Source organism: Limnohabitans sp. T6-5, assembly GCF_003063315.1.
In the GTDB taxonomy this organism is placed as follows: Bacteria; Pseudomonadota; Gammaproteobacteria; order Burkholderiales; family Burkholderiaceae_C; genus Limnohabitans_A.
This window is the reverse complement of record NZ_NERV01000003.1, coordinates 750,123-762,362: the sequence shown is the minus strand read 5'-3', so window position 1 is coordinate 762,362 and position 12,240 is coordinate 750,123. Positions and strand designations below refer to the sequence as shown.

11 protein-coding genes are annotated in these 12,240 nt (G+C 62.2%); 7 read left to right on the top strand and 4 right to left on the bottom strand.

Features of this window, described 5'->3' with window-relative positions:
• Positions 1-3: 3 nt before the first annotated feature.
• A complete protein-coding gene (locus B9Z51_RS15230; RefSeq protein ID WP_108375938.1) occupies positions 4-315 on the top strand; it encodes a DUF962 domain-containing protein in 312 nt (103 codons plus the stop codon).
• Between the two features lie 25 nt (positions 316-340).
• Here the strand turns inward: B9Z51_RS15230 and B9Z51_RS15225 are convergent, their stop codons facing one another.
• Entirely contained in the window at positions 341-1,600 is a 1,260-nt protein-coding gene (locus B9Z51_RS15225) for a YihY family inner membrane protein (protein WP_108375937.1), read from the bottom strand.
• Positions 1,601-1,621: 21 nt separating this feature from the next.
• Between B9Z51_RS15225 and B9Z51_RS15220 the strand changes: the two genes are divergently transcribed.
• The 6 genes from B9Z51_RS15220 to xth all read left to right on the top strand — a co-directional run bounded on the left by B9Z51_RS15220 (position 1,622) and on the right by xth (position 6,376).
• Positions 1,622-2,029, top strand: coding sequence for a DUF2069 domain-containing protein (locus tag B9Z51_RS15220; RefSeq protein ID WP_108375936.1), 408 nt, complete (start codon positions 1,622-1,624; stop codon positions 2,027-2,029).
• A 40-nt stretch (positions 2,030-2,069) separates the two neighbouring features.
• Positions 2,070-3,500 carry an FAD-binding oxidoreductase gene (locus B9Z51_RS15215; protein ID WP_108375935.1) on the top strand — a complete coding sequence of 477 codons (1,431 nt, stop codon included), beginning with the start codon at positions 2,070-2,072 and terminating at the stop codon, positions 3,498-3,500.
• Between the two features lie 25 nt (positions 3,501-3,525).
• Positions 3,526-4,377, top strand: coding sequence for a thymidylate synthase (locus B9Z51_RS15210; RefSeq protein WP_108375934.1), 852 nt, complete (start codon positions 3,526-3,528; stop codon positions 4,375-4,377).
• 136 nt (positions 4,378-4,513) lie between these two features.
• The gene (locus B9Z51_RS15205) at positions 4,514-5,002 is read left to right on the top strand and encodes a dihydrofolate reductase (RefSeq protein ID WP_108375933.1); all 489 of its coding nucleotides are present in this window, start codon (positions 4,514-4,516) and stop codon (positions 5,000-5,002) included.
• A gap of 11 nt (positions 5,003-5,013) precedes the next feature.
• Positions 5,014-5,589: a DUF4337 domain-containing protein gene (locus B9Z51_RS15200; protein ID WP_108375932.1), complete on the top strand. Its 576-nt coding sequence runs from the start codon at positions 5,014-5,016 to the stop codon at positions 5,587-5,589.
• A gap of 7 nt (positions 5,590-5,596) precedes the next feature.
• On the top strand, positions 5,597-6,376 hold the full coding sequence (xth, locus tag B9Z51_RS15195; protein ID WP_108375931.1) for an exodeoxyribonuclease III: 780 nt from the start codon (positions 5,597-5,599) through the stop codon (positions 6,374-6,376).
• Between the two features lie 218 nt (positions 6,377-6,594).
• Here xth and B9Z51_RS15190 read toward each other — a convergent pair whose 3' ends face one another.
• From B9Z51_RS15190 to B9Z51_RS15180, 3 genes are all read right to left on the bottom strand, one after another.
• Complete coding sequence (locus tag B9Z51_RS15190; protein WP_108375930.1) at positions 6,595-7,572, bottom strand: alpha-E domain-containing protein; 978 nt, start codon at positions 7,570-7,572, stop codon at positions 6,595-6,597.
• Positions 7,573-7,744: 172 nt separating this feature from the next.
• Positions 7,745-9,208, bottom strand: coding sequence for a circularly permuted type 2 ATP-grasp protein (locus B9Z51_RS15185; protein ID WP_108375929.1), 1,464 nt, complete (start codon positions 9,206-9,208; stop codon positions 7,745-7,747).
• 217 nt (positions 9,209-9,425) lie between these two features.
• Positions 9,426-12,032, bottom strand: coding sequence for a DNA internalization-related competence protein ComEC/Rec2 (locus B9Z51_RS15180; RefSeq protein ID WP_108376057.1), 2,607 nt, complete (start codon positions 12,030-12,032; stop codon positions 9,426-9,428).
• Positions 12,033-12,240 lie beyond the last annotated feature (208 nt).

Sequence of the window (12,240 nt, the reverse complement as noted above, 5' to 3'; positions counted from 1 at the left end):
CCCATGACCCAAGCCCTTCACCACGTCAGCTTTGCAGAGTTCTACCCTTTCTACTTGAGCGAGCACAGCCACCGCACCTGCCGCCGCCTGCACTTTGTGGGGAGCACACTGTCGCTGATCTGCCTGGCCATGCTGGCCGTCACCGGCAAACCCCAATACTTTGTGTATGGCCTGCTGTGCGGCTATGGCTGCGCCTGGATCGGTCACTTTGTGTTCGAGAAAAACAAGCCCGCCAGCTTCAAGCGCCCGCTTTACAGCTTCATGGGCGACTGGGTCATGTACAAGGACATCTGGACAGGCCGCATTCCCTTTTGAAACGTCGGAGTCTTCGCCCCCTGACCTACGAAGACAGGGTGAGTGACTGTGGCAAAAGCGGTGCCAGGGGCAATTGGTCCAGGCCTGCAGCCAACCAGAGGGGCTCTGAGGTGGCCTCGCGCAAAAGCAGCAGTCGGTGGGCCAAAGGCCCGGCCTGGGTGTGTTCGGGATCGATCAGCAACACATACCGCGAAGCCTCTGCGCCGCCCCCGTCACGCAGGCAGCCGACCCAATCGAGTTGGCGAAGCGCGTCCAGCACAACCATGACCTCGCGCACATCAAGCCGCAATTGCAAGCTCAAAGCCTCAGCGCTCAGGCCGTGCAACGGGGTGTTGCGCGCCGCGTGCAGTGCGCCGAGCAGTTCCAGCGACACGCGGAACTGCCAGCCCGCGCCATCGGGTTGGCGCCAATGCTGGCGCCGCACCTCGGGCATGCTGGCGGCCAGCACGGCGCCCAGCAGCACAATCACCCAAATCACATAGATCCAGACCAGCAAAATCGGCACGGCCGCAAAAGCGCCGTAAATGACCGAATAGGTCGGAATCTGGGTCAGGTAAATGGCCAACAACTTCTTGGCGATCTCGATGCCCCCGGCCACCAGAAAACCCGCCGTCATCGCATGGCGCCACTGCACGCGGGTGTAAGGCACATAAAAATACACCCCACTGACACACGCGACCAGCAGCATGAATTCCAGACCATCCAGAATGCCGCGCACAAAACCAGGCAGCACATCGACCACATTGCTCGAAGCCGTCACCACATACGAGGTGATCGCCAGACTCGCCCCCAGAAACAAAGGCCCCAGTGTGATGGCCGACCAATACAGCAGCACGCGTTGAGCCAGGGGCCGTTGCCGATCAATGCGCCAGATCTGCCCCAAAGTCCGCTCAATCGTGACCATCAAGGCTACTGCCGTCATGATGACGGCGACCAGACCGACCGAGCCCAAGCGGCTGGCCTTGCGTGAAAACTGCGTCAAATAACTCAGCACCTGCCGGGAAATGCTCTCGGGCATGAGGCTATCGATCAGCCAGCGCTGGATGGTGTCCTGAAACTTGCCGAACATCGGAAAAGCCGCAAACACCGACAGGCCCACCACAAACAAAGGCACCAGGGCCAACACGGTCGTGAAGGTCAGGGAACTGGCGCTCACGCCCAACCGGGCATCCCGAAAACGGTGAGACAAAACGCCCAGCATCTGGCGCCAGGGCAGCTCGGCCAGCTCTTGCCACCAGCCCAGCAGGTGTTCACGCCACGAAGGCATGGGGGAAATAGATTTCATGCCCGGTATGATGCCACCGCCATGAACCCAAACTCAGACCACATCCCCACCGGCGTCAATTTCACCCGAACCCTGGCCACCGGCAGCTTGCTGGGCCTCATCGTTGTGGGCTTGGCCTGGGAGCTTTGGCTGGCGCCACTGCGTCCGGGAGGCTCCTGGTGGGCCATCAAAGTGCTGCCGCTGTGCCTGCCTCTGGCAGGTTTGCTGAAAAACCGCATGTACACCTACCGCTGGGTGAGCATGCTGGTGTGGCTGTACTTCACCGAAGGCGCCGTGCGCGCCTGGAGCGACAAATGGCCATCGAATGGCCTGGCGCTGCTGCAGGTGCTGCTGTGCACCAGTCTGTTCGTAGCCTGCGCCCTGCATGTGCGCATCCGCATCCGGGCCGCCAAGGCGACAGGTCATTTTGTGCCTGTGCCCAAAGATTGATTTTTCCCGAACGCTTCCGGCCGACCGCCCTGACCGCACCATGACCCCTTCAGCCGTCCTGATCTCCCAGCTGCGTGACATTTGCGGCGCAGCCAACGTCCTCACCCATGAAGACCCTGCCACCGACCTGAGCCCCTGGGAACAGGACTGGCGCAAACGCGTGCGGGGCCGCGCCCTGGCCGTGGTGCGCCCCGGCAGCACGCGCGAAGTGGCCGCCGTGGTGAAGGCCTGCGCTGCGGTGGGCACCCCCATCGTGCCGCAAGGCGGCAACACCGGGCTGGTGGTGGGCGGCGTGCCCGACGACTCGGGCCGCCAGATCGTGCTGAGCATGACCCGCATGAACGCGGTGCGGACAATTGACCCGGCCAACCTGACCATCACGGTGGAAGCCGGATGCGTGCTGCAAAACCTGCAAGCGGCTGCCGAGGGCGCCGGATTTCTGTTCCCCCTGAGCCTGGGCGCCGAAGGCAGCTGCACGATCGGTGGCAATCTGGGCACCAACGCGGGCGGCACGCAAGTCGTGCGCTACGGCAACACCCGCGAGCTGTGCCTGGGCCTGGAAGTCGTCACCGCACAAGGCGACATCTGGCACGGCCTGTCAGGTCTGCGCAAGGACAACACCGGCTACGACCTGCGCAATTTGATGATCGGCAGCGAAGGCACGCTGGGCATCATCACCGCCGCCACCATGAAGCTTTACCCGCAACCCGCCGCACAGCTGACCGCCTGGGCCGCCGTGCCCAGCATGCAAGCCGCTGTGCAATTGCTGGGCTTGGCCCACCAGCGCCTGGGTCCGGGCCTCACGGGCTTTGAAGTCATGGGCCAGTTTGCGCTGAGTCTGGTCGACAAACACTACCCCCAACTGCGGGTGCCGCTGTGGCAGGACACCCCCTGGTGCGTGCTGCTCGAAAACTCCGACAGCGAAAACGAGCAGCATGCCCGCAGCCAGTTTGAAGCCTTGCTGGAAACCGCACTGGAGGTCGGCTGCGTGACCGATGCCGTGGTCGCCGAAAACCTGAACCAGGCACGCGGGCTGTGGCACATCCGTGAAAGCATCACCCTGGCGCAGGCCACCGAAGGCCTGAACATCAAACACGACATCAGCATCCCGGTCTCGCGCATCCCGGCCTTTGTGGCCGAGACCGACGCCCTGCTGGAAAGCGAGGTGCCTGGCGTGCGCATGGTGGACTTCGGGCATCTGGGCGACGGTAATCTGCACTACAACGTTCAGGCCCCCGAGGGTGTGGATGGCCTCAACTTTTTGCGCGAGAACGAAGAACGCGTGAACACCCTGGTGTTTGACCAGGTCAAGCGCTTTGACGGCTCCATCAGCGCCGAACATGGCGTGGGTGAGCTCAAAGTCGGCAAGCTGCCCCTTTACAAAGACCCCACGGCGCTGGCCATGATGCGGGCGGTCAAACAGGCGCTGGACCCGCAAAACCTGCTCAATCCCGGGCGTGTGCTTGCTTGAAATCCAGCCTTTAAACTTAGCGACCATGAACACCCCAGCCCGCCGCCTTCATCGCCCAGTGCGCAGCCAGTACGAAGACTTCATGCGCCACGTCTACACGACCGGCGTGCAAAAGGGTGACCGCACCGGCACCGGCACGCGCAGCGTGTTCGGCCATCAGATGCGTTTTGACCTGAACGAGGGCTTTCCGCTCGTCACCACCAAGAAGGTCTTTTTGCGGGCCATCATCGTGGAGCTGCTGTGGTTCCTGCGCGGCGACAGCAATGTGAAATGGCTGCAAGAGCGCGGCTGCACCATCTGGGACGAATGGGCGCGCGAAGACGGTGACCTGGGTCCGGTGTACGGCGTGCAATGGCGCAACTGGCCCACCCCGGGCGGCGGCCACATCGACCAGATCCAGCAGGTCATGGACACGCTCAAAAGCAACCCCGACAGCCGCCGCATCATCGTCAGCGCCTGGAACGTGGCCGAGCTGGACCAGATGGCGCTCATGCCTTGCCACGCTTTCTTCCAGTTCTATGTGGCGCCGCCCCAAAAGGCAGGCGACAAGCCCAAGCTCAGCTGCCAGCTGTACCAGCGCAGCGCGGACATCTTTCTGGGCGTGCCCTTCAACATCGCCAGCTACGCCTTGCTCACGCACATGATCGCTCAGCAATGCGACATGGATGTCGGAGACTTCATCTGGACCGGTGGCGACTGCCACATCTACTCGAATCATCACCAACAGGTTGAGCTACAGCTGAGTCGTGCGCCCATGGCCTACCCCACGCTCAACATCAAGCGCAAGCCCGCTTCGATCTTCGACTACGAATACGAAGACTTCGAAGTCGTAGGCTACGAATGCCACCCCGCCATCAAGGCACCGGTGGCCGTTTGAACCCCAAAGACATGGATTGCCGCGCTTCGCTCGCCATGACGGTTATCTTGGCTGTCATGGCGAATAGCGCAGTGACGTGGCCATCCAGCGCATTGGGTTGAGCAAGGCTAGACGGCAATTCAGTACGACACCCCACATGAAACTCCACCTCATTTACGCCCGCGCCCGCAATGGCGTGATCGGCAAAGACAATCAGATGCCTTGGCATCTGCCCGAAGACCTGGCGCACTTCAAGCGTGTGACGCTCGGCCAGCCCGTCATCATGGGTCGCAAAACCTGGGAATCGCTGCCCTCGAAATTCCGCCCCCTGCCCGGCCGACTGAACATCGTCATCACCCGCCAGGCCGACTGGCAAGCCCAAGGCGCAGTGCGGGCCAGCTCGATAGAAGACGCCATGCATCTGTGCGGCGATGTGCCCGACGCCTGGATCATGGGCGGCGCCGAAATTTATCGCCAAGCCGAGCCGCTCGCCAGCAGCGCCGTGGTCACCGAAATTGACTGCGATTACGAAGGGGATGCATTCGCCCCTACACTCGGCGCCGACTGGCAAGAGGTCCGGCGCGAACCACAGGTTTCGACCCAGGGTTTGCCCTTCAGTTTTGTCACTTACCAACACAGCCTTTAAGGAATCCTCACATGTCAGGACACGGTTTTCACGTCCACGGCCCGCACGACCACGAACTGGAACACGCCGCTCAAGGCCATGGCGGCAGCCACACCAACAGCATCGCCATGTTCACCGCCCTGATCGCCACGGTGGGCGCCTTGTTTGGCTATATGGGCGGCGCCACGCAGGCCAATGCCGGGCTGTACAAAAACAATGCAGCCTTGAAGAAAACAGAAGCCTCCAACCAGTGGAACTATTACCAGGCCAAAAGCAGCAAGCAAAACCTGAGCGAGCTGGCCATTGAATTGGCGCCCGCATCCAGGAAAGACTTCTACACCGACGAAATCAAACGCTACAAAGCTGAAAAAGCCGAGATCAAACAGGCCGCAGAAAAGCTCGAAGCCGAAGCCAAGTCCTGGGATGAGCAATCCGACGAGCAAATGCACCAACACCACCGCTGGGCGCAAGCGACCACCGTGCTACAGGTGTCCATCGCCATGGCCGCGATTGCCTTGCTGTCCAAGCGCAAATGGCTGGAATACGTCATGTACGGCGCTGGCGCCGTTGGCGTCGTGATCGGTGGCCTGGCCGCCCTGCACATTTGAGCGCTCCATGAAAATTGCCACCTGGAACGTGAACTCACTGTCGGTGCGCCTGCCGCAGGTGCTGGACTGGCTTGCCGCCAACCCCACCGATGTGCTGGCCCTGCAGGAACTCAAACTCACCGACGACAAATTTCCCGCCGCCGCCTTTGCCGAGGCGGGCTACCAGGCGCAATGGTTTGGCCAGAAGACCTACAACGGCGTGGCCTTGATCTCCAAGGCCGAAGGCACGGAAGTGGTCAAAAACATCCCCGGCTTTGAAGACGACATGTCACGCGTGATTGCGGCCACCTACCCCGACGAGGCGGGCGGCAGCCTGCGCGTGATCGGCGCTTACTTCCCCAACGGCCAGGCCCCGGACAGCGACAAGTTTGTCTACAAAATGCGCTGGCTGGATGCACTGCGCGACTGGGTAAAGGGTGAAATGACCCGCCACCCGCAGCTGGTGCTGCTGGGCGACTACAACATCACCTTTGACGAACTGGACATGTGGGACCCGGTGGGCCTGGCAGGCACCATCCACTGCACCGATGCCGAACGAGAAAAACTCAAAGCGCTGAGCGACCTCGGACTCACGGACAGCTTCCGCCTGTTCGAGCAGCCCGAGAAAAGCTACAGCTGGTGGGACTACCGCGAGTTCGCCTTCCGGCGCAACAGAGGTTTGCGGATTGACCACATCCTGATTTCCGAGGCCCTCAAAGCCCGCGCAAAAACCTGCGTCATCGACCGCGTACCCCGCAAAAACGAGCGCCCCAGTGACCATGCGCCTGTGGTGCTGACGCTGGACTGAAATAGCACATGTCGGACTCTTCGAGTGCCGAGGAGCAAACTGGCCATTGGTAGGTCAGCAATCGAAGACCCCGACAAATCTTTGCTGACTGCGCCTGCCAAGAAAGAGACTGGTGCTGAATTGCCAACTGGATTGCCACGCTTCGCTCGCCATGACGACTATCCACCCGTCATGGCGAGGAGCGCATCGACGTGGCCATCCAGTCTTGCCATGGCTGTTTATGCCGCTTGCGGCATCAAAAACTCGCGGCTGATGCGGCCGCCCAGCACATTCACCCGTTCCAGAAACTGGGTCAGGTAGGCGTGCAGGCCCGTGGCCAGGATTTCGTCGATGCGGCCAAATGCCAGCTCCGAGCGCAAACGCCCGGCGTGGCGCAATGTGTCGCTTTCGGGATCGTGCGAGACCAGCTTCAAATTCGACAGCACCTCATTCAAACTCGCGTGCAGCGAGCGCGGCATGTCGGGCCGCAGGATCAGCAACTCGGCCACACGCTCGGGCCGGATCACATCTCGGTAGACCTTGCGGTACACCTCGAAGCCGCTCACGCTGCGCAAGATGGCGCTCCAGTGGTAGAAGTCGTATTCCTGCGTGACCTCGGCCTCCATGCCACCGTACATGGGCGCACCGAAAAAGTCATTGTTCATGGCGTGGAACTTCACATCCACCAGACGCGCCGTGTTGTCGGCCCGTTCCAGAAAAGTGCCCATGCGCATGAAGTACAGCGACTCGTCCATCAGCATGGTCCCCACCGTCACGCCGCGTGACAGGTGCGAACGGAACTTGACCCATTCAAAGAACTGACCCGGATCGCGCTCGAACTCGCCGCTTTTGAGCATGCGGTTGACTTCCAGCCAGGTCTGGTTTTGCGTCTCCCACACCTCGGTGGTCAAGGTGCCGCGCACGGCGCGGGCGTTTTCACGGGCAGCGCGCAGGCACGAGATGATCGACGAGGGGTTGTCCGCGTCCTTGACCATGAAGGCCATCACGTCTCGGGGATTGACGTTGGCATACAGCGCCTGGTACGAAGGCAGCAGTTCGCTGATGGACAAGATGCCCTCCCAGCCCGCCTCGACGGCGGCGGCCGATTGCGGCAGCAAGGAAGTCTCGTAGCTCACATTGAGCATGCGGGCGGTGTTCTCGGCCCGCTCCATGTAGCGGGACATCCAGAAAAGGTGGTCAGCGGTTCTTGAAAGCATGGGATTTCCTTGACGATTCGTGGCGGATCTTGGGCTGTGTGGGCGGGTTTAAAACCGACTGGCTGTGCTTGGTTTTTGGAGGTCGGCGGCAAAAGCTCGACATGGGCCTGTGCACAACCAAGATGTCGGGGCTCAAGCCACCGGCCTACGAAAAACCGAGTTTCTGCATGGCTCAGTCCTGCAAAATCCAGGTGTCTTTGGTGCCGCCGCCCTGCGACGAGTTCACCACCAAAGAGCCTTCTTTCAGTGCCACGCGGGTCAGGCCCCCAGGCACCATTTGCACCGTGCGGCCGCTCAGCACAAAGGGGCGCAGGTCGATGTGACGCGGCGCGATGCCGCTTTCCACATACGTGGGGCAGCTCGACAAACTCAGCGTAGGTTGCGCGATGTAGCCCTCGGGGTTGGCCAAGAGGGCCCCTCTGAAACGCTCGATCTCTTCTTTCGTCGAGGCCGGGCCGACCAGCATGCCGTAGCCGCCTGCGCCGTGCACTTCCTTGACCACCAGGTCCTTGAGGTTGGCCAGCGTGTACTGCAAATCGTCGAGCTTTCGGCACTGATAAGTGGGCACGTTTTTGAGGATCGGCTCCTCGCCCAGGTAGAACTTGATCATGTCGGGCACATAGGGGTAGATCGACTTGTCGTCGGCCACGCCCGTGCCCACCGCGTTGCAGATCGCCACATGACCGGCCTTGTAGGCCTCCATCAGGCCCGCGCAGCCCAGCGTCGAGGTGGGACGGAACACGTTGGGGTCCAAAAAGTCGTCGTCCACCCGGCGGTAGATCACGTCCACCCGCTTGGGGCCGCGCGTGGTGCGCATGTAGACGAATTTGTCTTTGACAAACAGGTCTTGCCCTTCGACCAGCTCCACGCCCATTTGCTGCGCCAAAAAGGCGTGCTCGAAATAGGCGCTGTTGTACATGCCGGGCGTGAGCACCACCACCGTGGGCTCGGCCGTGGTGGCGGGGCTGCTGGCGCGCAAGGTCTCCAGCAATAAATCCGGGTAATGCGCCACCGGGGCCACGCGGTGCTGGCTGAACAACTCAGGGAACAACCGCATCATCATCTTGCGGTCTTCGAGCATGTAGCTCACACCGCTGGGCACGCGCAGGTTGTCTTCGAGCACGTAGTACTCGCCGTTGCCGGCGCTGTCGGGGGCGCGCACGATGTCGATGCCGCTGATGTGCGAATAGATGTTGTTGGGGACATGAACACCCACCATCTCGGGGCGAAACTGCGCGTTGTTCTCGATCTGCTCGCGGGGGATCACCCCGGCCTTCAAGATGTCCTGGTCGTGGTACACGTCGTGGATGAAACGGTTGAGGGCCGTGACGCGCTGCACCAGTCCGGCCTCCATGCTTTTCCACTCCTGGGCGGCGATCACGCGGGGAATCAGGTCAAACGGAATCAGGCGCTCGGTGCCCCCCTCTTCTTTGTTTTTGTCTTCGTCCAGTTCGCCGTAGACGGCAAAGGTGATGCCCACACGGCGAAAAATCATCTCGGCTTCTTCACGGCGCGAAGCCATGATCTGAGGGTCTTGCGCTTTCAACCACAGGGCATAAGCCGCATAGTGTTTACGGACTTCTCCCGCAATGCCGATTGCAGGCAAGCGGCTGTACATTTCATCGAATTGGCGCATAGCTCGTCACTCCTGTAGAGAGGATAGCAAGATGCGTACCCGTTTTTGATGACCGAGTCCAAACAATCATTTTTGCGGGTCGGCGGTCGAAAACCTCGACATTTGGGGGTCAACCCTCACGCCATGAAGCACGGCAGATGTCGGACTCTGCGAGTGCAGACCTACAGGATGCGGCTCCTTCGCAGGTCGGCGGTCGAAGACCCCGACATGGCGCCGCTCAGGGCGGCAGGTGGTGCCAGTACCGGCGCGATCGTTCCCGCTCGCACAGCACTTGTTCAGGCGCATCGCTGCGCCAGGTGGCCGCACCGCAATGGGCGCTGTCCACCACCCTGATGTGCAGGCTGTCGTAGCGCGCCACCACTGGCGCTGCGGGGTGCCCGAAGCGGTTGCGGTAACCGGCCTGCACCAGCGCCAGCCGGGGCTGCAAGGTCTGCAAGAACGGCGGACTCGACGAGGTTTTGCTGCCGTGGTGAGGCACCAGCAGCACATCCACCTTGGACAAGCCCGCCTCGACCAGCCTCAACTCCTGGGGCGACTCGATGTCACCGGCCAACAAGGCCGAGGCGTGGGCATCCGAGATGCGCAGCACACAGCTGACGGCGTTGGGTTTGCCCAGAGACTGGCGGTCTTGCACAGGCCCGTCCCGTCCGTCTTTGGCCCCCATGCTGGGTGACGGTGGATGCAGCACCTCAAAACGCACGCCATCCCAGACCCAGGACTGGCCAGCCTGGCAGCGTGTCCAGGTGCCGCGCAAGCGGTGCAAAGGGTGCTCGTCTTCGAGCGACGTCCACAGATCCGCCTGTGGCTGCATGGCCAAAATGGCTCGGGCACCCCCTGTGTGGTCACTGTCGCGGTGGCTGAGCACCAGGCGATCCAGCCGCTCCCCCATTTGCGACAGCAAGGGCACCAACACGCGGTGGCCCGCATCACTTTCGGTCGAATACTGGGGCCCTGCGTCGTACAACAGGCTGTGGTGAGCGGTGCGCACCAAGACGGCGTTGCCCTGCCCCACATCGGCCGCCAGCAGCTCAAAGCTGCCCACCACAGGTCGGGGGGACGCCCAAAACAAGACCGGCCAAAACAGCGGCACACTCAGCACTTTCAAAGACCGGGGCGCAGGCAACACCCAGACCACCGCCCCCACCAGCGCCAGCACAGCCAGGCCCCAGGGCGGCATGGCCGTGCTCACACTGGCCTGCGGCCAAGTAGCCAGCCAGGACAGCCAGACCACCAAGGGCTGCAAACACACCGCAGCCCAAACCCACGCCCCCGGCCAGACCAGTCCCAGCATGGCCAAGGGGGTGATCAGCAAAGTCACCCAGGGAATGGCCACCAAATTGGCCAGCAAACCCACCAGGGAGAGTTGCCCGAAAAACAACAAAGTCAAAGGCGCCAAGGCCACAGTGACCACGCCTTGTTCGCGCAACAGGCCCAGCACACGGGTCAAGGCAGGGCCGCAAACCCAGGTTCGGAGCTGCTTGACCAGCCCGGCACCCCCTTGGTGCATTACCCAAAAGGGCACCCCCTTGGTGCCGCCTTTTGGTGCATCCCAAGCATCCTGTCCTGGTACTTCAGGCGGGGCATGGCCATCGTGACCTGTGCTGGCCAACAAGACGCCCACCGCCACAAAACTCAGCCAGAAACCTGCTTGCAACAAGGCCCAGGGATCGATGGTGAGCACCACCACCCCCGCCAGCAGCCAGATCAGGCCCACTGGCCACTGCCGTGCCGACACCCGAAGCACGACCACCACCGCCAGCATCCACAAAGTGCGCTGCGCAGGCACGCCCCAGCCACTGAACAAGGCATACAAAGCCGCCAGCACCAACCCGGCCCAGGCACCCACATGGGCTGCAGGCCAGCGCAAAGCCCCTTGAAAGCCCCACAGCGCCGACATGCGCCAGCACCAGCCCACGGTGACTGCCGCCAACCAGGCAAACATGGTCACATGCAAACCGGAAATGCTCATGAGGTGGGCCACGCCCGTGGCACGAAACACATCCCAGTCGCTGCGGTCAATCGCGGCCTGATCGCCCGTGACCAGGGCCGCCACAATGCCCGCCAGGTTGGGCCCGGGGGCGGCCCCCCCACCCCAGGCCCCCTCACCCCAGGCCGACAAACGCAGCAGCAAACGGTCACGCACCGATTGCCGCCACCACTCCACCGGGTGCGTCCAGGTCTGCGCCAGGCGCTGTGGCGGCGGGTCGGTGGCACCGGTGCGCACATAAGCGGTGGCGCCCACGCCTTGCTCCCATAACCAGAGTTCGTAGTCAAAACCCCGAGGATTCAAATGCCCATGCGGGGCCTTGAGCCGCGCCCGCAGGCGCCAACGCTCCCCCGCCAGCACAGGCTCAGGCAGGGGCGACAAACGCCAGCCACTGTCGCTCACGCCCTCCTTGCCATACCAGCCCAGATACAGCTGCTCAGGCACGACGACAGCAACACCGGCCCGGCGAGCATCTTCCACCTGAAAACGAAAACGCCAACCCTGTTCTTGCCTTTGTGGCATGGCCTGCACCACGCCCACCAGATCCAGGTCATGACCTTCCCAATCGCTGTTTGTGCTGACCACTTTGGACACGGCATGCAGCCCTGTGCAGGCGAACGACAGCCCACCCCAAGCCAACACCATGAGCCCCAGCCGCGTCCCCTCAGCCAGCCAGCGCCCATGCCCGGCCCGGGAGAGCCCCCACACCCAGAGCGCAGCCAAGGCGGCCATGCCCAGGTAAGCGCCCGTGGGCCACAGCGCCGCTTGTTGCAATTGCAGCGCCAAGCCCACACACCACGCCAAGAGGCAAGGCCACAAGCGTTGCGCCCAGTTCATGGACACCCTGCAAGGCGGCCCATGCGCGTGCGGGGCCATGCCCGGTTCGGTCTTGTCTTCATCGGCAGCCTCCCTGAATTGGCTGTGTGCTGCGCCTTGCGTTGTTTGGCCTGCATGTTTCAAAACCCCAGGCTGGCGCGTGTCTTGCTAGTTTAGAAAGCCCAAGCTGCATTTGTCATGCGTGCAGCCCCTGTTGCGCTGAACGAGA